Origin of the sequence: Kocuria flava, from assembly GCF_001482365.1 — a bacterium.
Classification (GTDB): Bacteria; Actinomycetota; Actinomycetes; order Actinomycetales; family Micrococcaceae; genus Kocuria; species Kocuria flava.
Genome location: NZ_CP013254.1, coordinates 991,790 through 1,016,818, shown reverse-complemented (window position 1 = coordinate 1,016,818; position 25,029 = coordinate 991,790). Strand labels below are relative to the sequence as shown.

Annotated in this window: 23 protein-coding genes; 11 read left to right on the top strand and 12 right to left on the bottom strand. The window is 76.1% G+C overall.

From position 1 onward, the window contains the following. Window positions 1-6: 6 nt before the first annotated feature. The 3 genes from AS188_RS04595 (at window position 7) to AS188_RS04585 (ending at window position 2,496) form a co-directional block, all read left to right on the top strand. Window positions 7-1,047 carry a siderophore-interacting protein gene (locus AS188_RS04595; protein WP_058857864.1) on the top strand — a complete coding sequence of 347 codons (1,041 nt, stop codon included), beginning with the start codon at window positions 7-9 and terminating at the stop codon, window positions 1,045-1,047. Between the two features lie 128 nt (window positions 1,048-1,175). Beyond that, entirely contained in the window at window positions 1,176-1,472 is a 297-nt protein-coding gene (locus AS188_RS04590) for a DUF1540 domain-containing protein (protein WP_058857863.1), read from the top strand. 181 nt (window positions 1,473-1,653) lie between these two features. After that, the gene (locus AS188_RS04585) at window positions 1,654-2,496 is read left to right on the top strand and encodes a hypothetical protein (protein WP_058857862.1); all 843 of its coding nucleotides are present in this window, start codon (window positions 1,654-1,656) and stop codon (window positions 2,494-2,496) included. Here AS188_RS04585 and AS188_RS04580 read toward each other — a convergent pair. After that, entirely contained in the window at window positions 2,435-3,628 is a 1,194-nt protein-coding gene (locus AS188_RS04580; protein WP_058857861.1) for a PQQ-dependent sugar dehydrogenase, read from the bottom strand. The two genes, AS188_RS04585 and AS188_RS04580, sit on opposite strands and share 62 nt — an antisense overlap. A gap of 85 nt (window positions 3,629-3,713) precedes the next feature. Between AS188_RS04580 and AS188_RS04575 the strand changes: the two genes are divergently transcribed. Next, window positions 3,714-4,691 carry an EamA family transporter gene (locus AS188_RS04575; RefSeq protein ID WP_058857860.1) on the top strand — a complete coding sequence of 326 codons (978 nt, stop codon included), beginning with the start codon at window positions 3,714-3,716 and terminating at the stop codon, window positions 4,689-4,691. Window positions 4,692-4,818: 127 nt separating this feature from the next. Here AS188_RS04575 and AS188_RS16835 read toward each other — a convergent pair whose 3' ends face one another. Beyond that, window positions 4,819-5,472, bottom strand: coding sequence for a hypothetical protein (locus AS188_RS16835; protein ID WP_058857859.1), 654 nt, complete (start codon window positions 5,470-5,472; stop codon window positions 4,819-4,821). A 217-nt stretch (window positions 5,473-5,689) separates the two neighbouring features. Continuing rightward, window positions 5,690-7,231 carry an alpha/beta hydrolase gene (locus tag AS188_RS04565; RefSeq protein WP_058857858.1) on the bottom strand — a complete coding sequence of 514 codons (1,542 nt, stop codon included), beginning with the start codon at window positions 7,229-7,231 and terminating at the stop codon, window positions 5,690-5,692. Between the two features lie 349 nt (window positions 7,232-7,580). Between AS188_RS04565 and AS188_RS04560 the strand changes: the two genes are divergently transcribed. Further along, window positions 7,581-8,195, top strand: coding sequence for a hypothetical protein (locus tag AS188_RS04560; protein WP_058857857.1), 615 nt, complete (start codon window positions 7,581-7,583; stop codon window positions 8,193-8,195). Further along, on the top strand, window positions 8,192-9,790 hold the full coding sequence (locus tag AS188_RS04555; protein WP_058857856.1) for a GMC family oxidoreductase: 1,599 nt from the start codon (window positions 8,192-8,194) through the stop codon (window positions 9,788-9,790). Before AS188_RS04560 ends, AS188_RS04555 begins: the two co-directional genes overlap by 4 nt. Before the next feature lie 13 nt (window positions 9,791-9,803). Here the strand turns inward: AS188_RS04555 and AS188_RS04550 are convergent, their stop codons facing one another. Together AS188_RS04550 and AS188_RS04545 are read right to left on the bottom strand one after the other, a co-directional pair. After that, a complete protein-coding gene (locus AS188_RS04550; protein ID WP_058857855.1) occupies window positions 9,804-10,607 on the bottom strand; it encodes an IclR family transcriptional regulator in 804 nt (267 codons plus the stop codon). A gap of 79 nt (window positions 10,608-10,686) precedes the next feature. Beyond that, window positions 10,687-11,007 carry a putative quinol monooxygenase gene (locus tag AS188_RS04545; RefSeq protein WP_058857854.1) on the bottom strand — a complete coding sequence of 107 codons (321 nt, stop codon included), beginning with the start codon at window positions 11,005-11,007 and terminating at the stop codon, window positions 10,687-10,689. A 361-nt stretch (window positions 11,008-11,368) separates the two neighbouring features. Here AS188_RS04545 and AS188_RS04540 point away from each other — a divergent pair, with 361 nt between their 5' ends. Continuing rightward, window positions 11,369-12,595 carry an MFS transporter gene (locus tag AS188_RS04540; RefSeq protein ID WP_058857853.1) on the top strand — a complete coding sequence of 409 codons (1,227 nt, stop codon included), beginning with the start codon at window positions 11,369-11,371 and terminating at the stop codon, window positions 12,593-12,595. Window positions 12,596-12,614: 19 nt separating this feature from the next. On the opposite strand, the gene AS188_RS04535 is transcribed toward AS188_RS04540, so the two are convergent. Next, the gene (locus tag AS188_RS04535) at window positions 12,615-13,499 is read right to left on the bottom strand and encodes an ROK family protein (RefSeq protein ID WP_058857852.1); all 885 of its coding nucleotides are present in this window, start codon (window positions 13,497-13,499) and stop codon (window positions 12,615-12,617) included. A gap of 296 nt (window positions 13,500-13,795) precedes the next feature. Between AS188_RS04535 and AS188_RS04530 the strand changes: the two genes are divergently transcribed. Genes AS188_RS04530 through AS188_RS04515 form a run of 4 tightly spaced genes read left to right on the top strand, consistent with a single transcriptional unit; the run spans window position 13,796 to window position 18,590 of the window. After that, window positions 13,796-14,560 carry a LamB/YcsF family protein gene (locus AS188_RS04530; RefSeq protein ID WP_058857851.1) on the top strand — a complete coding sequence of 255 codons (765 nt, stop codon included), beginning with the start codon at window positions 13,796-13,798 and terminating at the stop codon, window positions 14,558-14,560. Beyond that, window positions 14,557-16,116 (top strand): 5-oxoprolinase subunit B/C family protein, encoded by a 1,560-nt coding sequence (locus AS188_RS04525; protein ID WP_307725689.1) that lies wholly within the window; start codon window positions 14,557-14,559, stop codon window positions 16,114-16,116. The genes AS188_RS04530 and AS188_RS04525 overlap by 4 nt, the downstream gene beginning before the upstream one ends. Before the next feature lie 4 nt (window positions 16,117-16,120). After that, window positions 16,121-17,845, top strand: a complete 1,725-nt coding sequence (locus AS188_RS04520) for an acetyl/propionyl/methylcrotonyl-CoA carboxylase subunit alpha (protein ID WP_058857850.1) — start codon at window positions 16,121-16,123, stop codon at window positions 17,843-17,845. A gap of 49 nt (window positions 17,846-17,894) precedes the next feature. Continuing rightward, the gene (locus AS188_RS04515; protein ID WP_236945052.1) at window positions 17,895-18,590 is read left to right on the top strand and encodes a GntR family transcriptional regulator; all 696 of its coding nucleotides are present in this window, start codon (window positions 17,895-17,897) and stop codon (window positions 18,588-18,590) included. Between the two features lie 114 nt (window positions 18,591-18,704). Here the strand turns inward: AS188_RS04515 and AS188_RS04510 are convergent, their stop codons facing one another. The 6 genes from AS188_RS04510 to AS188_RS04485 all read right to left on the bottom strand — a co-directional run bounded on the left by AS188_RS04510 (window position 18,705) and on the right by AS188_RS04485 (window position 24,943). After that, window positions 18,705-19,508, bottom strand: coding sequence for a putative hydro-lyase (locus AS188_RS04510; RefSeq protein ID WP_058857849.1), 804 nt, complete (start codon window positions 19,506-19,508; stop codon window positions 18,705-18,707). After that, the gene (locus AS188_RS04505; protein WP_083529247.1) at window positions 19,505-20,758 is read right to left on the bottom strand and encodes an NRAMP family divalent metal transporter; all 1,254 of its coding nucleotides are present in this window, start codon (window positions 20,756-20,758) and stop codon (window positions 19,505-19,507) included. Before AS188_RS04505 ends, AS188_RS04510 begins: the two co-directional genes overlap by 4 nt. Before the next feature lie 200 nt (window positions 20,759-20,958). Then, window positions 20,959-22,002 carry an ABC transporter ATP-binding protein gene (locus AS188_RS04500; protein ID WP_058857848.1) on the bottom strand — a complete coding sequence of 348 codons (1,044 nt, stop codon included), beginning with the start codon at window positions 22,000-22,002 and terminating at the stop codon, window positions 20,959-20,961. Beyond that, window positions 21,995-23,053 (bottom strand): ABC transporter ATP-binding protein, encoded by a 1,059-nt coding sequence (locus AS188_RS04495; RefSeq protein ID WP_058857847.1) that lies wholly within the window; start codon window positions 23,051-23,053, stop codon window positions 21,995-21,997. The genes AS188_RS04500 and AS188_RS04495 overlap by 8 nt, the downstream gene beginning before the upstream one ends. Beyond that, window positions 23,050-24,027: an ABC transporter permease gene (locus AS188_RS04490; protein ID WP_083529246.1), complete on the bottom strand. Its 978-nt coding sequence runs from the start codon at window positions 24,025-24,027 to the stop codon at window positions 23,050-23,052. The genes AS188_RS04495 and AS188_RS04490 overlap by 4 nt, the downstream gene beginning before the upstream one ends. Further along, on the bottom strand, window positions 24,020-24,943 hold the full coding sequence (locus AS188_RS04485) for an ABC transporter permease (RefSeq protein WP_058857846.1): 924 nt from the start codon (window positions 24,941-24,943) through the stop codon (window positions 24,020-24,022). The genes AS188_RS04490 and AS188_RS04485 overlap by 8 nt, the downstream gene beginning before the upstream one ends. Between the last annotated feature and the right edge of the window lie 86 nt (window positions 24,944-25,029).

The window sequence follows — 25,029 nt, the reverse complement described above, 5'->3', positions numbered from 1 at the left end:
CCGACCGTGACCGTCCTGGAGACCCCCGAGGCCCCCGCCGCCGAGCCCGTGCTGTGCGTCGAGGCGGTGGTGACCTCCGTGGAGCAGCTGTGCCCCTCGTTCCGCCGGATCGGCCTGGCCGGCCCGGAGCTCGCCCGCCTGTCCCCGGCCCTGCTGGGCGCGGGCGAGCGGACCCGGTGCCGGGACGCCTACATCAAGCTGCTCGTGCCCCCGCCCGGGCGGGAGCCGCAGCGCGCCGACCTCTCGCTGGGCCTGCGGGAGGGCTGGTTCGCCCGGCCCGCCGAGGAGCGCGGCTGGATGCGCACCTACACGGTGCGCGGGGTGCGGCGCACCACGTTCTGCGGGATGGTCGTCCCCGAGCTGGTGATCGACGTGGTCGTCCACGAGGGCCACGGCCAGGAGGGCCCGGGCAGCCGGTGGGCCGCCGCCGTCACGGGCGGGGAGCGCGTCTACCTGCTGGGCCCGGGCCCGCAGGAGCGCCCCTGGGCGGCCTGGGACCACGGCGGGGCCCGGCGGGTGCTGGCCGTGGGCGACGAGACGGCGGCGCCGGCGCTGATGTCGGTCGCGGAGGAGTTCGCCGAGGAGGTCGGCGGGCAGCGCGCCGGGGGGGCCCGGCCGCGCCTCGACGTGGTGCTCGAGGTCCCGCACCCCGAGGACGCCCGGGCCCACCGCCTGCCCGCCGAGCTGCCCGACGTGCGGCTGCACGTGCTGCCCCGCTCCGGCGGGGCGGACGGGCCCGCCGGGCACGGGCACCGGGCCGCCGGCCGGCTGGCCGACCTGCTCGGGCTGCCCGGCCGGTCCGTGAGCGAGGTCCTCGCCGGGCGCCGCCCCGAGCGCACCCGGGCGCTGGCCCTGGCCGAGGACCCGGCCGAGCCGCGGGCGTGGTCGGTGGCCGCCCCCGTGCGCGAGGACGCCCCGTACGTCTTCCTCGCCGGGGAGTCCGGGACGGTCCGGGCGCTGCGGCGCCTGTGCGTGGACGCCGCCGGGATCCCCAAGGAGCACGTCTCCTTCATGGGCTACTGGCGCCGGGGCCAGGCCGAGTCCTGAGACCCGGGGAGCCGGGCTTTCGGGCACGGAAGAATTCGCTGTTCCCCGGCGCCGATCAGGCGCATCCTGGAAGACATGCAGGGGCCGGCACCCCGTCCGGCCCCGGGTCACCACCAGGAGGAACCGTCATGGCCACCACCGAGTTCGCGCCCGTCTCCGACTGCAGCGTCGGCCAGTGCTCCTACAACCACGACCACGAGTGCACCGCCCACGCCATCACCGTCGCCGGCTCGTCGGGCCACGCCCACTGCGGCACCTTCATCCCGCTGGGCAAGGGCGGCGGGCTGCCCACGCTCCACGCCGAGGTCGGCGCGTGCCAGCGCTCGGAGTGCACGCACAACGAGCACCTGATGTGCACCGCCCACGACGTCAAGATCGGCGCCGGCGCGGACGAGGCCGACTGCCTCACCTACCGGGCCGCCTGAGCGGCGCCGGCACCGCGGGCCGGGGCCTCCCCGCACCGGGGCGGCCCCGGCCCGCGGTGCGTCCCGCCCCCTCCGGCCCCCGTCATCCGGCGACCGGTTCCCCGCGCCCCCTGGCACGCCCCCCGTCCCCGTCCTACCCTGACGCCACCGAGGCGGACGGTCCGAGGAAGCGGGGGACCCCATGAGCGACGCGCAGCAGTTGCCGGACGGGCAGGCCTCCCGGACGGCGGCCCTGGGGTGGTTCGCCGCCGGCACCGTCCTGGTGTTCCTGGCCCCCTGGGCGGGCACCGACCTGCTGGCCCTCGACCGGGACCTCTACCACCTGCTCCAGTTCACCGTGCTCCTGGCCTTCCTCGCCGCCTTCCTGGCCCGCACCGGCGCGCCCTGGGGCCGGTGGCTGCGGCGGCGCGCGGGGTGGAGTCTCGCCGTCGGCGCGCTCGTGTCCGTGGTGGCGGTGCTCAACGTGCTGCGGAACCCGCCCACGCCCCGCCCCGGCGGGCTCGAGCTCGTGGTCGACGTCCTGTGGCGCGGGCTCGTCTACGGCACCGTGGACGCCGCCGTCCTCTACGTCTTCCCCGCCCTCGTGGCGCTGCTGCTGCTGCGGGGGCGGACGGCGGGGGCCGGCCGGCACCTCGCCTTCGCGGGGCTCACGCTGCTGCTGGCCGTGGTCGTGGTCGGCGCCTACCACCTGGGCTACCCCCAGTACCAGGGCCCCGCGCTGCTGCTGCCGCTGGCCGGCGCGGTGCAGTTCTCGGTCCCCGCGCTCGTGACCGCCAACCCGGTCGGGGCGGTCCTCGCCCACGTGAGCACCCACGTGGCCGCGGTGCTCCACGAGAACGAGGGCACCACCTACCTGCCGCCGGCCGGGACGGAGGGCCGGCTCCTGGACGGCCCGGGCGGAGCCGTCGTCGTGGTCCTGTGGCTGTCGGCGGCGGCCGGGGCCTGGTGGTGGGGCCGGCTGCTCAGCCGGCGCTCCGGGGCGCGACCCGCAGGACCGCGTCGCCCTCGCCGTTCGAGGTCGTGACCCACAGGGCGCCGTCGGCGTCGAGGGCCAGGGAGCGCAGCCGGCCCCACGTGTCCTCGAGCTCGGCCATCCGGGCGGTGCCCGTGATCTCCCGTCCGTCGACCCGGTGGACGGCCACGCCGGTGTTCTTCAGCTCGGCGACCGCGAGCGCCCCGTCCCAGGGCCCCCACTGCTCGCCCTCGAGGAACACGGCGCCGCTCGTGGCGCGGGTGGGCCGCCCGGAGGACCAGGCCGTCCCGATCGCGTCCGGGAACGCCTGCCGGTCGGTCATCGGCACCGACTCGTCGTAGCCCGGGCCGGGGTCCCAGCCGTAGTTGCCGCCGGGGACGAGGACGTTGACCTCGTCGTCGGCGTCCGGGCCGTGCTCGGCCGACCACAGCGTGCCCGTGCCCGGCTGGACCGCGAGCCCCTGCACGTTGCGGTGGCCCAGGGTGTGCACGAGGGCGGCGTCCCCGGCGCGGTCGGCGAAGGGGTTGTCCGCGGGCACGGAGCCGTCGAGGGCCACCCGCAGGGTCTTGCCGCCGAGCGAGTCCGGGTCCTGCGGGTTGCCCGCCTGCGCGGCGTCGCCGGTGCCGACCACGAGCGTGCCGTCGGGGGCCACGAGCAGCCGGCACCCGCTGTGCCGCCCGGAGCTCAGCGGGATCCCGTCCACGACCGTGCCGGTGCGCTCGGCGGCGGAGGCGTCCCCGGCCAGCCGCCAGCGGGTGACGCGGACGTCCCGGGGCCGGCCGTCCTCCTGCGCGGCGTGGCAGAGGAACAGCTCGCGGGAGCGCTCGAAGTCCGGGGCGAGGGCGAGGCCCATCAGCCCGGCCTCGCTGCCGACGAACAGGTCGCCGAGGTCGGCGGCGACCTCCCGGGTGCCGCGGTCGTCGTGGACCAGCAGCCGCCCGCCGCGCTCGGTGACCAGCACGCCGCCGCCCGGCAGCGGCGCCACGTCCCAGGCGAGCTCGAGGTCCTCGACCACCGCCTCGACCTCCAGCGCGGGCGCCGGTCCCGCCCAGGGGGTCTCCCCGGGCACCGACGACGGCGCGCCGCCCGGGGCCGGTCCCGCCGCGCAGCCCGCGAGCAGCAGGGCGGCGGCCGCGGCGGTCGTGACCGCCCGGCGGACGGCGGGGACTCGGCCGGTGTCCATGGCGGTCAATCTATCCTGGTTCCCCGGTGGGCACACCGGCCCGGGGGCGCACGCCGTCCGGCCGGCCGCCGGGAAGGAGGCGCGCATGGACGCGGGCACCACGGGCCGGGCACGACTGGTCCTCCTGGGGGCGCTGGCCCCGGTGGTGTGGGGCACCACCTACGTGGTCACCACGGAGCTGCTGCCCCCGGACCGGCCGATGACGGCTTCCCTGCTGCGGGCCCTGCCGGCCGGGCTGCTGCTGCTCGCGCTGACCCGGCAGCTCCCGCCGGCCGCGTGGTGGGGCCGGCTGGCGGTGCTGGCGCTGCTGAACTTCGGGGCGTTCTTCCCGCTGCTGTTCCTGGGCGCCTACCGGCTGCCGGGCGGGCTCGCCGCCGTCGTCGGCTCCGCCCAGCCGCTCGTGGCCGCGGCCCTGCTGTGGACGGCGTTCCGGCAGCGCACGCCCCTGCCCCGTCTGCTGTGGGCGGCGGCGGCGGTGGCGGGTGTGGCCGTGGCCGTGCTCGGGGGCCCGGTGGTGCTGGACCCCCTCGGGCTGGCGGCCGCCGTGGCGGGCACCGCCGTGATGGCCGCCGGGGTGGTCCTGACCCGCCGGTGGGGCCTGCCCGAGGGGCTGGGCGGGATCGCGGCCACCGGGTGGCAGCTGACCCTGGGCGGGCTGATGATCCTGCCGCTGGTCCCGCTCGTGGACACCGGCCCCTTCGTCCTGGACCTGCCGGCGGCGGCGGGGTACGCCTGGCTGGCCGTGCCCGGCGGTGCGATCGCCTACGCGGCGTGGTTCCACGCGGGCCGGCGGCTGCCGTCCACGAGCCTGACGCTGCTGATGCCGCTGACCCCCGTCACGGCCGCGGTGCTGGGGTGGGCCGTGCTGGGCGAGGCCCTCACCCCGCTCCAGGCGGCCGGGTTCGGGCTGGCCGTGCTGGCGGCCCTGGCGGGGCAGCTGCCCGCCCCGCCCGGGCTGCGCCGCCGTCACGGGTCGTCACGCACGGACGCGCCGGACGAGCCCGCCGCGTCCCGCCGCGGGGCGGGCGGCGGCCCCGCCCCGCACCCGGGGCGGAAGGGGTGATCCGGGACACGCCCTGTCCGTAGGATGGGCGGGAGTCGCCGGAGCTTCCCGCTATCCCGGCGGCTGGGCCGGTACGGAGGACCTCTTCCGTACCGGCCGCCTCATCTGCGGCCGCGGCGGTTCGGGGCTACGGACGGTCGGGCCCGTCCCCGCCGTCCGCCAGGGAGCGGACGGCGGCCAGGGCCAGGGCCAGCAGGCCCAGGGACAGCCCGGCGAAGAACAGCACGGCGTCGTCGAGGCCGAAGGTGTCGACCGCGCTGAAGGGCGCCGCGGCGAGGTCCACGGCCAGCTCCGCGAAGATCTGCCGGTGGGCGAGCGTGAACAGCAGCGGCGCCGCCGCGGAGAAGACCATCAGCGCCCCCGAGCAGATCCCCAAGCCGACGACGACGCCGCGGGCCAGGGGCCGGGCGGTCCAGAACCGCCAGGACAGGTAGGCCAGGAAGAAGGCGACCCCGGCGATCAGGACGTAGCCGGTCAGCAGCACGGCCGTGTGGACCGCGAGGCTCTCCGGGCTGACCCCGCTGACCCCCACGTGGACGAGGCTGTAGCCGTCCGAGCTCAGCCGCGGGCTCAGGCGGGCCACCGGGGGCGCGTCGGCGGGGGCGGCGGGCAGCCACAGGTCGGCCTCGCCCGCGGCGGCGCGCACCGCGCTGGTCGCCCCGCCGAACAGGGTCAGGATCCCGGTGACCACGAACGCCACCACGGCGGACGCGCTCAGGGTCCGCCGCAGCCGGCCACCGGTGCGGGCGGGGCGGACGGGCGGGGCGGGAGCGGCAGTCATGGGTCGCCTTCGGGCAGGGGCGGACGGGGTGCGGAGGGCGGCCACGGCGGCCGTGGTCCACGCCGCCACCCTAGGCGAGGGCACGGGCCGGCACGGTGCCGTGAAGCTGCGTGACGCCCGCCCGGACGCGGCTCGGGAGCGGAGCGGCCCCGGGTCCCGCAGCGGGGCCCGGGGCCGGTCCTTCCCCTCGGTGGCCGGTCCGGCGCGCCGGCTCCGGTCAGCAGATCCGCTCCTGCGCGGGCAGCACCCCCTCGAGCAGGTGGGCGGTCACCGTCTCGTCGATGCACCGGTTTCCCTTGAGGTAGGAGCCGTGGCCCTCGCCCACGCGGGTCAGCAGGTGCCCGCCCTCGAGCTGGGCGGCCAGGGCCTGCGACCACGCGTACGGGGTGGCGGGGTCCCCCGTGCCCCCGACGACGAGGATCGGCCCGGCCCCCGCGGCGGCGATGGGCGCGGGCTCGCGCACGGTCTCGTACGGCCAGGGCTCGCACTCGACCGCGCCGTGGCTGAACCAGTCCCCCAGCGTCGGCGCCGCTTCCTGCAGCTGGGCGTCCATCGCCGCCATGGCCGCCGGGTCGGCATCGGCCGGGAAGTCGAGGCAGGTGACGGCCCGGAAGGCCTCGCTGCTGTTGTCCGCGTAGGTGCCGTCGGGCTGCCGGCCGTAGGAGAGGTCCGCCAGGACCATCAGCCCGGTGCCGTCGCCGTGGTCGAGGGCGAGCTTGAGCGCCTGGACGAGGAACCACCAGATCGTCTGGTTGTACATGGGCAGGATCACCGCGCTCCTGGCGTCGTCCACCGTGAGGGGGCGGCCGTCCAGGGTCGGCAGCGGCTGGGCCTCCGCCTGCCGCAGCAGGCCCTCGATCTCGGCCAGCCCCTCCTCGGCCGTGCCCTCGAAGGGGCACCCGTCCTGCGGAAGGCAGGACTCCACGAACACCCGCAGGGAGCGCTCGAAGCCGACCGCCTGGTCCAGGGTCCACCGCTCCTGGTCGATGGTCGGGTCCATGGCGGCGTCGAGGACGAACCGCCCGGTGCGCTCGGGGAACAGGTCGGCGTAGACCGCGCCGAGGAAGGTGCCGTAGGAGTAGCCGAGGTAGTCGAGCTCCGCCTGCCCCAGGACGGTCCGCAGGATGTCCATGTCCCTGGCGGCGCTCGCGGTGTCGACCTCGCCGAGCAGCGGCCCCGTGGCCGCCGCGCACGCGGCGGCGAACTGCTCGGCCGCGGCGCGGGCCTGCGCGAGCCCCTCCGGGGTGTCCCGGTCGATCGTCTCAGCGCGCTGGGCGTCCCACGCGGCGTCGTCGATGCACTCCACGGGGGTGGAGGCCCCCACGCCGCGGGGGTCGACGCCCACCACGTCGTAGCCGGCGCGCACCTGGGGCGGGAGCTCGGTCGCCCACTGCTCGACCCGGCCGGCCGCCGGACCGCCGGGCCCGCCGAAGTTCACGACGAGGGCGCCCTGCTCGGCCGTGGCGTCCGTGGCCGGCACGCGCGTGACGGCCAGCTCGATCCGTCCGGCGGCCGGGAGGTCGTGGTCGAGGGGAACGGCCAGCCGGGCGCACTCCGCGGCGGCGCCGCACGCCGTCCAGGCGAGCTCCTGGCCGTAGTAGGGCTCCAGGCCCGGCGGGACCTGCTCCTGGGCGGGCACGGCGGGGACGGGGGCGGCGACGGCGGGGCCGGCCGCGAGCAGCGCGGCCACGGCCAGCGCGGCCGCCGCCCTTCGGGTCCCGCGGCGGGCACGGGCGGGCACGGGTGGGGAGGAGAGCACGGGGCACCAGGTCTTTCGCTCGGACGTCCCGGGAGCGGAGCGGGGCCGCCCGCGGGGGCGTGCCGGTGCCGGTGCCCCACCGGCCGCGCGGAGGGCCGGGCACCCGGTGCTCCCGGCGCCCCGGGTCCGGCCGTCCGCGAGAGAACAGGGTCTGACGAGGGACTTCAGGCTAGGAAGGTCCCGCGGAGGGGGTCAAGGATGTGTCGCCGTCGGACGGCCGCCCGGCGGCCCGTCGCCGGCGTGCCCCGGCGGGCCGGTTCTCACTGTGCGATACGCCCCGTGGCCCCTCGACGTGCGCCGGGTCACACTCGGGAGCACACCCGTCCGTCGACGCAGGAGGAGCAGACCCGTGGTCTATCCCGCCAAGTACTCCGCCCTCAACGCCCTGGCCCTGACCGACGAGGCGAAGCGGACGCTCACCCGCATCATCCGGGTCGCGTTCCCGCACCCCGGCCTGCCCGACGGACCCTACGAGCGGATGACCGAGAAGATCGTCGCCGAGGCCGAGAGCTCGACCTGGTTCCGGATGGCCCTGACCCAGGGGCTGCTCACCATCGACTCGCTCAGCGACAGGCCCTTCGTGGAGCTCGACGACGACACGGCGCTGAAGGTGCTCAAGCGCATCGCCGACCTCGAGTTCTTCGGGTTCGTGCGCCGCACCACCGTGCTGCACCTCTACGACGACCACGAGGTGTGGGAGGCCCTGGGCTACGAGGGCGAGTCGTTCTCGAAGGGCGGCTACCTGCACCGGGGCTTCGACGACCTCGACTGGCTGCCCGACCCGCGCGTGGAGGAGTCCGAGGAGGAGCTCGTCGAGTGCGGCCCGCTGGGCTACGAGGTCGCGACCGCCGCTCCGCCGGAGGGCTGGAACATCGACCAGCAGGGCGCGTCCGAGACCACCGACCAGCCCTTCAGCGACCTCTTCAAGGGGTCGGAGACCATCGAGCCGGGAGAGACCGCATGACCACCGCACCCCAGGACCAGCAGCGCGGCGCCCGGATCGAGCTCGACGACGACTCCGCCGTCGTCGTCATCGGCTCCGGCGCCGGAGGCGGCACGCTCGCCCACGAGCTGACCGAGAAGGGCGTGAAGGTGGTGCTGCTCGAGGCGGGCCCCCACCTCACCTCCGAGGACTGGGTCAACGACGAGTGGGAGGCCTTCCACCAGATGGCCTGGCTGGACCCCCGCACGACCACCGGGTCCTGGCGGATCGCCCGGGACTTCCCGAACCTGCCCGCGTGGATCGTCAAGGCCGTCGGCGGGACCACGACCCACTGGTCCGGGGCCACCCCGCGGTTCAAGGCCCACGAGTTCCGCACCCGGTCGGTCTACGGCCGCGTCGACGGCGCCAACCTCGTCGACTGGCCGATCGCCCTCGAAGACCTCGCCCCCTACTACGACCGGGCGGAGCAGAAGATCGGCAGCACCCACCGCCACGGCCGCCCGCCCCTGCCGGCGAACAACAACTACAAGGTCCTGGCCGCGGGCGCCCAGAAGCTCGGCTACCGGCACTACGCGACCGGGCCCTACGGGACCAACGCGGAGCCCTACGACGGGCGCCCCGCCTCGGTCCAGGACGGGTTCAACTTCCAGGGCGACAAGAACCGCTCGAAGTGGTCCACCCTCGTCTCCGAGATCCCCAAGGCCCTGCGCACCGGCAACCTCGACCTGCGGGCGGGCTGCCACGCCGTGCAGATCACCCACACCGACAAGGGCCTCGTGGACAGCGTGGTCTACGTCGACGAGGACGGGCAGGTCCAGCGCCAGCGGGCGCGGGTGGTCGCCGTGGCCTGCAACGCCATCGAGACGCCCCGGCTGCTCATGCTCTCGGGCTCCCCGCTGTTCCCGGACGGTCTGGCCAACTCCTCGGGCCAGCTGGGCCGCAACTACATGCGGCACACCACGGGCTCGGTCTACGCGCAGTTCGACCGGCCGGTGCGCATGTACCGGGGCGAGACGATGGCGGGGCTGATCGCGGACGAGTCCCGCCACGACGTCGACCGGGGTTTCGCCGGCGGGTACTTCATGGAGACGATCTCCCTGGGCCCGGCCTTCCTGGCGAGCTTCGTGGACCCGGGCTCGTGGGGCCCGGAGTTCACGGCCCTGCTCGACGGCTACGCCAGCACGGCCGGTCTGTGGATCGTGGGCGAGGACATGCCCCAGGAGTCGAACCGCGTCACGCTCAACACGGCCGTCACCGACCACCTCGGGCTGCCCGTGCCCAACGTGCACTTCGACGACCACCCGAACGACGTCGCCATGCGCAACCACGGCTACCAGCAGGCGTCGCTGCTCTACGAGGCGGTCGGTGCCCGCTCGGTCCACCACACCCCGCCGTACCCGTCCACCCACAACATGGGCACGGCGCGGATGAGCGAACGGCCCGAGGACGGGGTGACCAACGCGTTCGGCCAGGCCCACGACGTCCCGAACCTCTTCGTCTCCGACGGGTCGGTGTTCACCACGGGCGCCGCCGCCAACCCGACGCTGACGATCGTGGCCCTCGCGATCCGCCAGGCCGAGTACATCGCCCAGCAGCTGTCCACGCGTCAGCTCTGAGGCGGGTCCCGCCTCAGCGGACCGCCGGGCCCTCCGCAGCGCCGTCGGCCGCCCGGAGGGCCCGGCCCACGCGGTCGGCCGCCGCCCGCAGCAGCGGGGCGACGCTCCCGTGCCGGCGCGCGAACTCGGGCGGGGGCAGGGAGACCGCCACCGACCCGAGGGTGCGTCCGGCCGTGTCCACGACCGGGGCCGCGAGGCAGGAGGCGCCGAGGACGAACTCCTCCCGCTCCACCGCCAGCCCCTCGGCCCGCACCCGGGCGAGCTCGCGCTCGAGCGCGGGCACGCTCGTGAGCGTCCGGGGGGTCAGGGCGGGCATCCCGTGCCGGTCCAGGTAGGCGGCCACCTCGGGCGGCTCCATCCGGGAGAGCAGGATCTTGCCGAACGCGGTGGCGTGGGCTGCGTCCGTGAAGCCGAAGTCCATGGGGTCGATCCGCGGCCGGCGCACGGAGTCCGCGACGTGGGCGAGCACGATCGCGTCCCCGCGGTAGACGGCGAAGTACGCCGCGGCGTCGGCCGCGAGGTGCAGCTCGCGGACCGCACGGCGCACCCCCGCCGGCGTGCCGACCTGCTGGCGGAGGGACGCGTCCAGGGCGTGGACCTTGTAGCCGAGCCCGTAGCGCCGCTGGTCGCGCAGGTGCACGACGTGCCCGGAGGCCACGAGGGTCTGCAGGAGCCGGTAGACGGTGGGCAGCGGGATGCCCAGTGCGGTGCCGATCGCGCGGGCGGTGACCCCGCGCGGGTCCTGGGCGATGACGTCCAGCAGCGCGAAGGCCTTCTGGACGGAGGCCGTGCCGGTCTGCGGGTCGGTGGGTGCCATGGCACACATTCTCGTGCCCGGCACCGCGAGGGGCCAGCAGCCCGGGCCGTGCCCGCGCTGCCGGCCCCGCCGGAAGCACTCAGGGGACGGTGATCTCGCCCATCCGGTCCCAGCCCTGGCCGTCGATCTGCCGGCTGATGATCTGCGGGGTCTCCACGAGGGCCTGGGGCGCCTCCGCGGTGAACTTCCTGAAGTGCTCGGTGTTGACGTGGGGCGCCGCGCCGTCGTCGGTGAAGGCCTCGACGAGCACGAACTCGTGGGGGTCCTCCACGCTGCGGGACCAGTCGAACCACAGGTTGCCCGGCTCGGCGCGGGTGGCCTCGGTGAACTCCCGGCTGAACTCGACCCAGCGGTCGGCCCACTCCGGCTTCACCTTGAACTTGACGACGATGAAGATCATCCCTGCTCCGCTCCTCCGCAGTTCGCGCCGGGCGGTTCCCGGCCTCCCGGCGATTCTTCCCGCCCGGGGGGCCGCGCGCCAAGGCGGCCTCTCGCGGGCCGATACGGCCGGCGGCTCAGGCCGCGACCCCGGCACGCCGACACGCACGGGGAGGTCCTGGCCGCGCCGGCGCAGCCGGCCCCGTCGTCGTCGCCGGTCCGGCACGGGGACGCGCGTCCCGGTGGCGCACCGGTGGCCGGAACACGACGGGGCGGGCGGGCCCGGAGCGCGGGCGCGGGACCCGGGGGCAGTAGCCTGAACTGCGCCCGGGACGACGACGCCCCCGTCCCGCCGCACCCGCCCGTCCCGAGGAGGTCAGACCGTGCGAAGCCCGCGCCCCGACACGTCCGCCGGGGGTCCCTCCGGCCCGTCCCGGCGGGCCCTGCTGTACCTGGGCGTGTGCGTGGTCCTGGTCGGGCTGAACCTGCGGACCGTCTTCTCGAGCTTCTCCGCGATCCTGCCGGAGATCACCGCCGCCGCGGACCTGCCCGCCTGGGCGGTCACGCTGCTGACCACGGCCCCGGTCACCCTGCTGGGGCTCTTCGCGCCGGTGGCGCCCCGGCTCGCCCGCCGCTTCGGGGCGGAGAACGTGCTGCTGGGCGCCATGGCGCTGCTGACCCTCGGCCTGCTGACCCGCGGCCTGCCCCTGCCGGGAGGCAGCGCCGTGCCGCTGCTGCTGATCGGCACGGTGGCCTGCGGCGCGGCGATCGCGCTGGGCAACGTGCTGCTGCCCTCGATCGTCAAGCGCGACTTCACCCACCGTCTGGGCCTGATGAGCGGGCTGTACACCACGGCGATCTGCGCCTCGGCCGCCCTCGGGGCGGGCCTGACCTACCCGCTCCTGCAGGCCACCGGCTCGTGGCGGCCCTCCCTGGCGCTGTGGGCGGCGCCGGCCGCGCTGGTCGTGGTGCTGCTCGTGCCGGTGGCACGGCGCCACCGCTCGGCCGCGTCGGCCCCGCCCGCTCCCGGCGGGCCCAGCCCGTGGCGGTCGCCGGTGGCCTGGCAGGTCACCCTGTTCATGGTCTTCCAGGCGATGATGTCCTTCAGCGTCTTCGCCTGGCTCGCCCCGATCCTGCGCGACCGCGGGGTCGACGGCGCCGCCGCGGGGCTGATCGTGGCCGTCTCGATCGTGCTGCAGATGACCGGTTCGCTCGTGGCCCCGCCCCTGGCGGTGCGGCTGCGCGACCAGCGGGTGCTCAACGCGGCGCTGGGCCTCATGGCCGGCGGGGGCTTCGTGCTCTCGATCTTCGGCCCGCTGCCGCTGATCTGGGTGTGGACGGGCCTGCTCGGGCTCGGCCAGGGCGGTCTCACCGCCGTGGCGCTGACCATGATCGCCCTGCGCACCCGCAGCGCGGCCATGGCGGTGCGGCTGTCCGGGATGATGCAGGGCGTGGGCTACGGCCTGGGCTCCTCCGGGACCTTCCTCGTGGGCCAGCTGCTCGCCCTGACCGGCGGCTTCGCGGCCGCGGGCGGAATGTTCGCGGTCGTCGGCGTCCTCGCGGCGGTGTTCGGCTGGCAGGCCGGGCGCCCCCGGTACGTGCGCGAGTGACCGGGCCGGCGGGGAGTCCTCAGTCCAGCAGGTCGCGGGCCAGCGCCAGGGCGCCCAGCACCCCGGAGTCGGCCCCGAGTCCGGGCGGGACCACGTAGCCGCTGCCCGGGTCCCCCGCGGGGTGGCCCTCGAGCGCCCCGCCCACGAGGCCGGCCAGCCGCTCCCGCGCCGCCCCGAGCAGGCCCTCGGCGCCGGCCACGCCCCCGCCCAGCACGATCCGCTCGGGCATCACCGTCCAGGTCACGGCGGCCAGCAGCTGGGCGGCGTACCAGGCGCCGAGCTCGACCGCCCGCTCCCGGTGGGGGCCGAGGTCCTCGGCCGGCCGGCCCCAGCGCGCGGCCACGGCGGGACCGGCCGCGAGACCCTCGAGGCAGTCGCCGTGGAAGCGGCACGAGCCGGGGAAGCGGTCCTGCGGGTGCCGGCGCACGAGCAGGTGCCCCGCCTCCGGGTGGGCCCGCTCCGACAGGGGCCGCCCGTCCACGAGCAGCCCCAGTCCCACGCCGGTGCCGACCGTGACGTAGGCGAGGTCGCGCACGCCCCGGCCCGCGCCGAGCCGGTGCTCGCCGACCGCCGCGCCGGTGACGTCGCTGACCACGGCCGTGGGCACGGCGCCCAGGCCCAGGCCGGTCAGCAGGTCGGTGCCGCTCCACCCGGGCTTGGGCGTCGCGGCGATCGCCCCGCGGCGCGGGTCGCGCGGGTCCGTGCGCACGGGACCGAAGGAGGCCAGGCCCACCGCCTCGAGCCGCCCGCCGGCGTGCTCGGCCAGGAACGCCCGCACCCGTCCGAGGGTCTGCTCCGGGGAGGTCGTGGGGATGCGGGCCGAGCGCACCGGGCGCGCGGGCGCCGAGGGCTCGGCGAGCGCGCACAGCACCTTGGTGCCGCCGGTCTCGATCCCGGCGATCACGGCCGGCCCCCGGCGGGCGGCGGACCGGGACGGACGGCGTGCGCGGGACGGGCGGGACGGGCGGGACGGGCCATGGTGCTCCTCCGGGGCGGGACGGCCGCCGCGGGCGGTGCGCCCGGGCGGCACGACCAGGATGCCCCACGGCGGCGGGGCCGGGCCGCACCGCCGGCCGCCGCCTCCAGGGGCCGGGGCTGCGGGCTCCCGCGGGCTCCCTGCGAGGACCGCTTCCCGAAAATTGTTGAACAATCCGGCCGGACGAGGCATCCTGGGGAGACCGACGTGAGAAGGAGCACATCATGCCCGCCCCCCGGATCGACCTGAACGCGGACTGCGGCGAGTCCCTCGCCGCCTGGTCCATGGACGGCGACGAGGCCATCCTGAGCGTGGTGACCAGCGCGAACGTGGCCTGCGGCTTCCACGCCGGCGACCCGACCGTGGCCCGCCGCACCTGCACGGCCGCGGCCGCGCACGGCGTGGCCGTCGGCGCGCAGGTCTCCTACGACGACCTCAAGGGCTTCGGCCGCCGCTTCATCGCCGTGCCGCGCACCGAGCTCGCCGACCAGCTCGTCTACCAGATCGGGGCGCTGCAGGCCCTCGCCCGCGCCTCCGGGACCGAGGTCGGCTACGTCAAGCCGCACGGGGCGCTCTACAACGCGATCGTCCACCACGAGGAGCACGCGGCCGCGGTCGTGGACGCGGTCCGGGACGTGGACCCGGAGCTGGCGCTGCTCGTGCTGCCGGGCTCGGAGATCGAGCGCCGGGCCCGGGAGGCGGGGCTGCGCACCGTCCGGGAGGCCTTCGCCGACCGCGGCTACACCCCGCAGGCGACCCTCGTCCCGCGCACCGAGCCCGGGGCGGTGCTGCACGACCCGCAGGCCATCGCCGAGCGGGTGGTGCGCATGGCCCTCGAGGGCGTCGTGGAGGCCGCCGACGGCTCGCTCGTGGCGGTGGACGCCCAGAGCATCTGCGTGCACGGGGACACCCCCGGGGCCGTCGCCATCGCCGAGCGCGTGCGGGCGGCCCTGCAGGAGGCCGGCGTCGAGCTCGGCAGCTTCCTGTGAGCAGCCCGCGCCGGGTGCGCCCCATGGGCCCGCGCGCCGCCCTGCTCGAGTGCGCCGGCCTGCACGACGCCGTGGCGCTGCGGGCCGCCCTCGCCGGGGCCGGGCTGCCCGGACTGGTGGACTGCGCGGCGGGGGCGGAGACCGTCGTCGTGCGCGCGAGCTCGCCCGCGGCCCTGCGCGGGATCGTGGCCGCCGCCCGGGCGGTCGCCCCCGGGGAGGAGGTCTCCGCCGAGCCGCGGACCGTGGACGTGGACGTGGTCTACGACGGCGAGGACCTCGAGGCCGTCGGCGAGCTCACCGGCCTCGGCGCCGAGGGCGTCGTGCGGGCCCACTCCGGGCAGGAGTGGACCGCGGCCTTCGCCGGGTTCGCCCCCGGGTTCTTCTACTGCCTCGGCGAGGCCGGGACCCTCGACGTCCCGCGGCGGGAGAGTCCCCGCACCGCCGTCCCGGCCGGCGCCGTGGCCCTGGCCGGGCGGTTCTCCGCCGTCTACCCGCGCCGCTCCCCCGGCGGCTGGCAGCTGATCGGGCGCACCGACGCGGTGCTGTTCGACCTGGACCGGGAGGAGCCGGCCCTGCTGCGCCCCGGCGACCGGGTCCGCTACCGGCCGGTGCGCGAGCTCGTGCAGCTCTCCCCCGCCCCCGCACCGGAGGCGCGCCCGGAGGGACCCGGGCTGGTCGTGGACGAGCCCGGGCTGCAGAGCCTCGTCGAGGACCGCGGCCGGCCCGGCTCCGCCGCCCTGGGCGTCTCGCCCTCCGGGGCCCTCGACGACGTCGCGGCCGCCGCCGCCAACCGCCTCGTCGGCAACCCGGCGGACGCCGCCGTGCTGGAGAACCTGCTGGGCCGGCTGCGCCTGAGCGCCTCCGGCGACCAGGTCGTGGCCGTCACCGGCGCCCCGGCCCCGCTGGAGGTGCCCGGAGTGGCCGGGTGGGCGCCGGAGCCCGGGGTGCCCTTCGCGCTGCGCGACGGCGAGCAGCTCGTCGTCGGACCGGTCGCGGCCGGCGCCCGGGTCTACGTGGCCGTGCGCGGCGGGATCGCCGTGGCCCCCGTGCTCGGCAGCCGCTCCACCGACGTCCTGGCCGGCCTCGGCCCCGCGCCGCTGGCCGCCGGGGACCTGCTGCCGGTGGGCCCGGACCCGGGCACGGCCGTGCAGGCGCCCGTCCCGGTGCCCGGGCCCCCGCGCGAGCCCGTGCTGCGCGTGGTCCCCGGCCCGCGCGAGGACTGGTTCACCCCGGCCTCCCGCGAGGCGTTCTTCGACCAGGAGTGGGAGCTCAGCCCCGACTCCGACCGCGTGGGCGCCCGCCTGCGCGGGACGCCGCTGGAGCGGGCCCGCACCGGCGAGCTGCCCAGCGAGGGCGCCGTCCCGGGCAGCGTCCAGGTCCCGCCGTCGGGGACCCCCGTGGTGTTCCTGCGCGACCACCCGACCACCGGGGGCTACCCCGTGCTCGGCACGGTCCACCCCGAGGACCTGTCCCTGCTCGCCCAGCTGCCCCCGGGCGCGCGGCTGCGCTTCACCCGCCACCCGGCGCCCGACCTGACCGAGAACCCACAGGAGTGACACCGTGCGCAAAGTCCTGATCGCCAACCGCGGGGAGATCGCCGTGCGCGTGGTCCACGCGTGCGCCGAGGCCGGGCTGGCCTCCGTGGCCGTCTACGCCGACCCCGACGCCGACGCCCCCCACGTGGAGCTCGCCGACGAGGCGCACTCCCTCGAGGGCTCCTCCCCCGCCGAGACCTACCTCGACGCCGAGAAGCTGCTCGCGGTCGCCCGCCGGGCCGGGGCCGACGCCGTGCACCCCGGCTACGGCTTCCTCTCCGAGAACGCCGGCTTCGCCCGGGCCGTGCAGGAGGCCGGTCTGACCTGGATCGGCCCCTCCCCGGAGACCATCGCGCTGCTCGGGGACAAGGTCGCCGCCCGCGAGCTCGCCCGCCGGGTCGGGGCCCCGCTGGTGCCCGGCACCGACGGACCCGTGGGCACCCCCGAGGAGGCCCGGGCCTTCGCGGAGGAGCACGGGCTGCCGGTGATCGTCAAGGCCGCCCACGGCGGCGGCGGGCGCGGGATGCGCGTGGTGCGCGAGCTCGAGGAGGTCGAGGAGGCCTTCGCCGCGGCCGCCCGCGAGGCCCGCGGCGCCTTCGGCCGCGAGGAGTGCTTCCTCGAGCGCTTCCTCGACCGCCCCCGCCACGTCGAGGCCCAGGTGCTCGCCGACGCCCACGGCCAGGTGGTCGTGCTCGGCACCCGCGACTGCTCCCTGCAGCGGCGCCACCAGAAGCTCGTCGAGGAGGCCCCCGCGCCGTTCCTCACCGACGACCAGCGCACCCGCATCCACGAGGCCGCCGCCGGGATCTTCCGCGAGGCCGGGTACGTGGGCGTGGGCACCGCCGAGTTCCTCGTGGCCCCGGACGGGCTGATCTCCTTCCTGGAGGTCAACACCCGCCTGCAGGTCGAGCACCCGATCACCGAGGAGGTCTACGGCGTGGACCTCGTGCGCGCCCAGCTCGACGTCGCCGCCGGCCGGCCCCTGCCGGTGACGCGCACGCCCGCCCCGCGGGGGCACGCGATCGAGTTCCGGGTCAACGCCGAGGACCCCGGCCGCGGCTTCCTGCCCTCGGGCGGGACGGTGGAGGCCGTGGACGCCCCCACCGGGCCCGGCGTGCGCCTGGACTCCGGGGTGCGGGCCGGCTCCCGCGTGGCCACGACCTTCGACTCCCTGCTGCTCAAGCTCGTGGTCAGCGCCCCGACCCGCGAGCAGGCCCTCGTGCGCGCCCGCACCGCGCTGCGCGAGCTGCGGGTGCACGGGGTGGCCACGACCGTGCCGTTCCACCGCACCGTCCTCGACGAGCCGGCCTTCGCCGGCGGCGACGGTCTCGGGGTGTGGACCACCTGGATCGAGGACGAGCTGGCCCCGCGGCTGGCCCCCGACACCGAGTACGCCCGGGCCGGCGAGGCCGGGCGCACCCGCTTCACGGTCGACGTCGACGGGCGGCGGGTGCGCATCGGGCTGCCCGAGGCCCTCGCCGCCGCGCTCAGCGCGGCCCCGGGGGCCGCGGCCGCCCCCGCTCCGGCCGCGGCGGAGGACGGCGCCGTGACGGCCCCGTTCGCCGGGACGCTCGTGTCCTGGCTCGTCGAGGCGGGTCAGGAGGTCGAGGCCGGCCAGGACGTCGCGGTGCTCGAGGCCATGAAGACCGAGACCCGCGTCCCCGCCCCCCGCACCGGCCGGGTGGGCGAGCTGCTCGCCGAGCCGGGCGAGTCCGTCGCGGCGGACCAGGTGCTGGCCCGGCTGGACTGAGCGTGCCGGTCCCGCCCGCGCCGAGCCGGGGTGCCAGGATGGGGAGGCGATGAACGCCGTCGACGACTCCACCCTCGCCGCCGCCGCCGCCCAGGCCGGCCCCGCACCCTCGGGCGAGGCCACCCCCTGGGCCGCGGCGGTGCTGCGCGGGACCATCACCGCCGGGCGGCTGCTGCCCGGGACCCGCCTGTCCGAGGCGCAGGTCAGCCGGGTGCTCGGGATCTCCCGCAACACCCTGCGGGAGGCCTTCGCGGCCCTCGCCGACGAGAACCTGCTGACCCGCCTGCCCCACCGCGGGGTCAGCGTGGCCCGGCCCGGGCCCGAGGACGTGCGGGAGATGTACCGGGTGCGCCTGGCCCTCGAGACCTCCGCGCTGCGCTGGGCCGAGCCGGGCCCCGCCCCGCAGCTGCACGCCGCGGTGGCCGCGGGCCGGGCCGCGCGCGAGCGCGGGGACGTCGCGGCCACCGCCGACGCCAACCAGCGCTTCCACCGGGCCGTGGTCGCGCTCGCGGGCTCGAGCCGCCAGGACGAGCTGATGGACCGGATCCTCGCGGAGATGCGCCTGGTGTTCCTGGGCATGCGCGAGGACCCGTCCTTCCACATGCCCTTCGTGGAGCGCAACGACCGGATCACCGCCCTGTTCGAGGCCGGCCGGTCGCAGGAGGCCGCCGCGGAGATGGCCGCCTACCTGGCCGCGGGCCGGGACCGGGTGCTCGCCGCCCTCGGGGTCCCCGACCGGGCCTGACGGCGGCCCGGTCGCCGCTGCCGGGCCCGGAGGCCCTGCCGGACGGACCGCACCCCGGGGGCCTGCCCGGTCGGGCAGGCCCCCGGGGTGCGGGGTCGGATCGGTCCGGGCCGCTCAGGGCACCTGGTACTGCCAGTTCGGGGCGTCGGTGACCAGCATGTGCCCGGGGGCGTGGCCGAGGGCGAAGGGCACCCCCGAGGCCAGCACGGCCGCCTGCGGGGTGACCCCGCAGGCCCAGAACACCGGCACGTGCCCGGCGGGGATCCCGACCGGGTCGCCGAAGTCGGGGGCCGCGAGGTCGCGGATGCCCAGCTCCTCCGGGGCTCCCACGTGCACGGGCGCCCCGTGCACGGCCGGGTAGCGGGAGGTGATCCGCACGGCGTCGGCCACGCGGGAGGCGGGGACCGGGCGCATCGAGACCACGAGCGGGCCCGAGAGCCGGCCCGCGGGGGTGCACTCCACCGAGGTGCGGTACATCGGCACGTTGACGCCCTGCTCGAGGTGGGCCACGGGGATCCCGGCCTCCTGCAGGGCGGCCTCGAAGGTGAAGCTGCAGCCCAGGGCGAAGGTCACGAGGTCGTCCCGCCACACGTCGAGCAGGTCGGTGCGGGTGCCGGCCGCCTCCCCGTGCTCGTAGACGGTGTACAGCGGCACGTCGGTGCGGACGTCGCCGCCGGGCAGCAGGGGCCCCTCGACCTCGCCGGCGTCGAGCACGCCCAGCACCGGGCACGGCTTGGGGTTGCGCTGGGCGAAGAGCAGGACGTCGAAGGCCCAGTCCCGCGGGACCACGATGAGGTTGGCCTGGGCGTGGCCGTCGCTGAACCCGGAGGTCGGGGTGACCAGTCCGTCGCGGAACAGGGCGCGCGCCGCGGCGGGGGCCAGGCCCGCCCGCTCGGCGCGGGCCGGCGCGGCGCTCATGCCCACAGCGCGGCGATGCCGCTGAGCGACTGGACGCCGAGCCAGATCGTCAGCAGCCACACCAGGGTGCCGAGGACCGCGAGCCACGTCGGGTACTCGTAGCCGCCCAGCAGGTCGCGCCGGCGCCAGGCCACCCACAGGAGCACGGCGAAGCCCAGCGGCAGGATCAGCCCGTTGACGGCCCCGGCCACGATGAGCAGGGTCGAGGGCGCCTGCCCGAGCAGGGTGAACACGGCGGCGGAGATCAGGATGAACGCCACGGTGAGCAGGCTGCGGGTGCGCGGGGCGGTGCGGGAGGTGGTGAGGAAGGAGACGGAGGTGTAGGCCGCGCCGATCACCGAGGAGACGGAGGCCGCCCACAGGATCACGCCGAACAGCCGCAGCCCGACCTCGCCGGCGGCCGACTGGAAGGCCTGGGCCGCGAGGTTCTCCCCGGCCAGCTGCGCCCCGCCGGCGACCACGCCGAGGATCGCCAGGAAGAGCAGGAAGCGCATCACGCCGGTGACGACGATGCTCACCACGGAGCTGCGGGAGATCTGCTTGACGTTCTCGACCCCGGTGATCCCGGCGTCGACCACGCGGTGGGCGCCCGCGTAGGTGATGTAGCCGCCCACGGTGCCGCCGATCAGCGTGGTGACCACGAGGAAGCTGACCTCCTCCGGCAGGACCACGTTGCGCAGGGCCTCGCCCACGGGCGGCTGCGAGACGACCGCGACGTAGCCGGTCACGAGGATCATCACGACGCCGAGGGCCACGACGATCCGGTCGAGGGCCACGCCGGCGCGGCGGCTGAGGAACACGCCCACGGCGAGCAGGGCGGTGAGGATCCCGCCCCAGGTCGCGTCGAGGCCCAGCAGGGCGTTGAGGCCGAGCCCGCCGCCAGCGGTGTTGCCGATGTTGAACACGAGCCCGCCGGTGGCCACGAGCGCGGCGATGAACCAGCCCAGACCGGGCAGCACGCGGTTGCCGAGCTCGTGGGCCTTGAGCCCGGAGACGCCGATGACCCGCCACACGTTCAGCTGCACGGCGATGTCCACGACGATCGAGACGACGATCGCGAAGGCGAAGGCCGCGCCGAGCTGGACGGTGAAGTTGGCGGTCTGGGTGATGAAGCCGGGGCCGATGGCCGAGGTGGCCATGAGGAACAGCGCGCCCAGCAGGGCGGAGCGGTTCACGGCCCGCATGGCCGCGGGGCCGAGGGCGGAGCCGGTCTCCTTCTCGGCGGGCGGCACGGGGGCGGAGCTGGACATGGAGCCCTCCTGGGTTTCGCGGTTGCGACCTGCACGACGACGGCGACGCCGACCGGCCACGGGAGTGGCCCCGGTCACTTCCGAGTCAGTGTAGTGATTGTTGAACAATCTGCGCAACGGTCGGGCGCGGAAAAGGCCCCGGCCGGACCGGCGGTCCGGCCGGGGCCCTGTGCCCACGACCTCCGGGAGGGGCGCCCCGGCTAGGGCCGCGGGGCGGGCGCCCGCAGCTCGGCGAAGTGGCAGGCCGAGGGGTGGCCCTGGCCCCGGTCCACCAGCTCCGGGACCTCCTCGGCGCAGACGTCCTGGGCCTTCCAGCAGCGGGTGCGGAACCGGCACCCGGAGGGCGGGTCGGCCGGGCTGGGCAGGTCGCCGCTGAGCATGATCCGCTCCCGGGATCCCCGCAGGGCGGGCTCGTGCACCGGCACCGCGGACAGCAGGGCCTGGGTGTAGGGGTGGGCGGCGCGCTCGTAGATGGCGTCCCGGTCGCCGGTCTCCACCACGCCGCCGAGGTACATCACGGCCACCCGGTCGCTGAGGTGGCGCACCACGGAGAGGTCGTGGGCGATGAACAGGAAGGACAGCCCGAACTCGTCCTGCAGGTCCTGGAGGAGGTTGATCACCTGGGCCTGGACCGAGACGTCGAGGGCGGAGACGGGCTCGTCGCAGACGATCAGCTCGGGGCGCAGCGCCAGGGCCCGGGCGATCCCGATCCGCTGGCGCTGCCCGCCCGAGAACTGGTGCGGGTAGCGGTTGGCGTAGTCGGCGCGCAGCCCCACCCGCTCGAGCAGCTCCCGCACCCGCGCCCCGCGGTCCTTGCGGTCGAGGGTGTTGGGGTGCACGTCCCAGGCCTCGGCCACGATGTCGCCCACCGTCATCCGGGGGTTCAGCGAGGAGTAGGGGTCCTGGAAGATGATCTGCACGTTGCGCCGGTACTCCCGCAGCTCGCGGGCGCCCATCGCCGCGACGTCCCGGCCCTTGTAGAGCACCTGCCCGGCGGTGGGCCGCTCGAGTGCCATCACGAGCTTCGCGACCGTGGACTTGCCCGAGCCGGACTCCCCCACCAGCCCCAGCGTCTCGCCGGCGCCCACGGTGAGGTCCACGCCCTCGACCGCCCGCACCTGCCCGATCGTGCGCCGCAGGACGATGCCCTGCGTGAGCGGGAAGTGCTTGGTCAGCCCCCGCAGCTGCAGCAGCGGCGCCTGCGCCGTCGTCGTCCCCCCGGGGACCGGTGCCGTCTCAGCCATGGGCGAGCTCCTCGCTGTAGTGGCAGGCCGCCGTGCGGCCCGGGACGATCTCGCGCAGCGCCGGGACATCTCCGGCGCAGTCGGCGCCGGGGGCGGCCGCGGCCCCGGAGCGGGCCAGCGGGCAGCGCGGGTGGAAGGCGCACCCGGAGGGGATGGCCGAGAGGTCCGGCGGGGTGCCGGTGACCGGGTGCAGCCGCTCCCCATGGGACTCGAGGCTCGGCATCGAGGCCATCAGGCCCTTCGTGTAGGGGTGCAGCGGGGCGGCCAGGACCTCGTCGACCGTGCCGTTCTCCACGATCCGCCCGGCGTACATCACGGCCACCCGGTCGGCGACCTCGTTGACGACCCCGAGGTCGTGGGTGATGAGGATCATCCCCGTCCCCGTCTGCTCCTGCAGCTCGGTGAGCAGGTCCATGATCTGGGCCTGGACGGTGACGTCGAGGGCGGTCGTGGGCTCGTCGGCGATCAGCAGGTCCGGGTCCAGGGCGACGGCCATCGCGATCATCACGCGCTGGCGCATCCCGCCGGAGAACTGGTGCGGATAGGCGTCGACGCGCTCGCGGGCGGCGGGGATGCCGACGCGCTCCATGAGCTCGACCGCCCGCTCCCGGGCCTCGGCGCGGGAGGCCCCGCGGTGGACGCGGAACAGCTCCCCGATCTGGTGCCCGACCGTGAAGACGGGGTTGAGGGCGGACAGCGCGTCCTGGAAGACCATGGCGATGCCCGGCCCGCGCACGGCCCGCTGCTCCTTGCGGGTCATCCCCAGCAGGTCGCGGCCGCGGAAGCGGATGGCGCCGCGCGTGATGCGCGCCGGGGGGACGTCGAGGATGCCCATGACCGCCTGGGCGGAGACGGACTTGCCCGAGCCGGACTCCCCGACGATGGCGAGGGTCTCCCCGGGGCGGACCGCGTAGGAGATGCCGTTGACGGCCCGGACGGTGCGGCGGCGGGAGCGGAACTCGACCGCGAGGTCCTCGACCTCGAGGACGGGCTGCTCCGCGTCCCGCTGCTGCGGGTCCGCCGGGGCGGGAACGGGGTGCGAGGGGTTCATCGGCGCAGTTTCGGGTCGAGGGCGTCGCGCAGCGCATCCCCCATGAGGATGAACGCGAGCACGGTCAGGGACAGGAAGAGCGAGGGGAACAGGATCAGGTGCGGGGCGTCGCGCAGCCGGTTCTGGGCGGCGTTGATCTGCAGGCCCCAGGAGATCTCGGGCAGCTGCAGACCCACGCCCAGGAACGTCAGCGTCGCCTCGGAGGCGATGATCGTGCCCACCGCGATCGTGGCGTAGACGAGCACGGGGGCCACGGCGTTGGGCAGGATGTGCCGGACGATGATCCGCCCGGTCCGGGCCCCGAGGGCGCGGGCGGCCTGGACGTAGTCGGACTGCTTGACCCCGATGACGTTGGAGCGCACCAGGCGCATCGCGGTCATCCAGCCGAAGGCGATCAGCGCGAGGGAGACCTCGAGCACCCCGCGCTCGGGCAGCACGGAGAGCAGGATGATCGCCCCCAGGATCAGCGGCAGGCCGTAGAAGATGTCGGTCACGCGGGCCAGCAGCGAGTCGATCCACCCGCCGTAGTAGCCGGCCAGCGCGCCCACGACCACGCCGATGGCGAGCACCCCGAGCACGGAGAGGAAGCCGATCGCGAGGGACACCCCGGCCCCGTGCACCACGTTGGCGTAGTAGTCGCAGCCCTGGACGTCGAAGCCGAACGGGGCCCCGGCCCGCGGGCCGTCCCCGGAGCGGGCGAGGTCGCAGGCCCTCGGGTCGGTCGAGGTGAACAGCCCCGGGGCCACCGCCATGGTCGCGAAGACCAGGAACAGCAGCGCGCCCACGAGGAAGAACGGGTTGCGGCGCAGCTGCCGCCAGGCGTCCTGCCACAGGCTGGTCTGCTCGATGTCCCCGGCCGCGGCCGCCGAGGCCAGCTCGTCGGCGCGGTCGTCCACCCGGTCGGCGTAGCTCTCCCGGTGCAGGCCCTCCGGGTGGGCCTGGTCCTCGAGGGCGTCCGTGCGGGGGTCATTCATAGCGGATCCTCGGGTCGAGGGCGGCGTAGAGGACGTCGACCACCAGGTTGAAGAAGATGTAGAAGAACACGAACAGGGTCACGATCCCGACGACGACGGCGCCCTCCTGCCGCAGCACCGCGTCGTAGACCGCCCGGCCCAGGCCGGGGATGTTGAACACCGACTCGGTGACGATCGCCCCGCCCATCAGGGCGCCGAGGTCGGCGCCGATGAAGGTGATCACCGGGATCAGGCTGTTGCGCAGGGTGTGCTTGCCGACCACGCGGGCCTCGCTCAGGCCCTTGGCCCGGGCGGTGCGCACGTAGTCGCTCTGCAGGTTCTCGGCGAGGCTCGTGCGGGTCAGCCGCGCCACGTAGGCCAGCGAGAGCGCCGCGAGCACCAGGCCCGGCAGGACGTAGCTGTACCAGCCCTGGGAGATGCCCGCGATCGGGAACCAGCCCAGGCGCACCCCGAAGACGTACTGGGCGAGGAAGCCCAGGACGAACACGGGGATCGAGACCACGACCGTGGTCGAGACGAGCACCAGGTTGTCGAAGAACGACCCCCGGCGCAGGCCGGCCAGGACGCCGGCGGCGATGCCGATGAGGATCTCGAAGCCCACGGCCACGAGGGCCAGGCGGGCGGTCACGGGCAGCCGGTCCAGGATCGTGGCGAGCACGGGCCGGCCGGAGAAGTCGGTGCCGAAGTCGCCCTGGACCAGCCCGGCCAGGTACTTCAGGTACTGGATCAGCAGCGGGTCGTCGAGGTTGTACTCGGCGCGCAGCTGCGCCTGCACCGCCTCGGAGAGCGGGCGGTCCCCGCCGAGGGCTCGGATGGGGTCGCCGGGCAGCGCGTAGACCATCGAGAAGATGAGCAGGGATGCCCCCAGCAGCACCGGGATGGTCAGCAGCAGACGGCGGAGGACGTACCGCCCCATGGGTCTCCTTCGTTCACGGTCGCAGCGCCCGGTCGGAGCGCTCGGTCTTCCGCACGGGCCCGGGGCGCCCCGATCGGGGGCGCCCC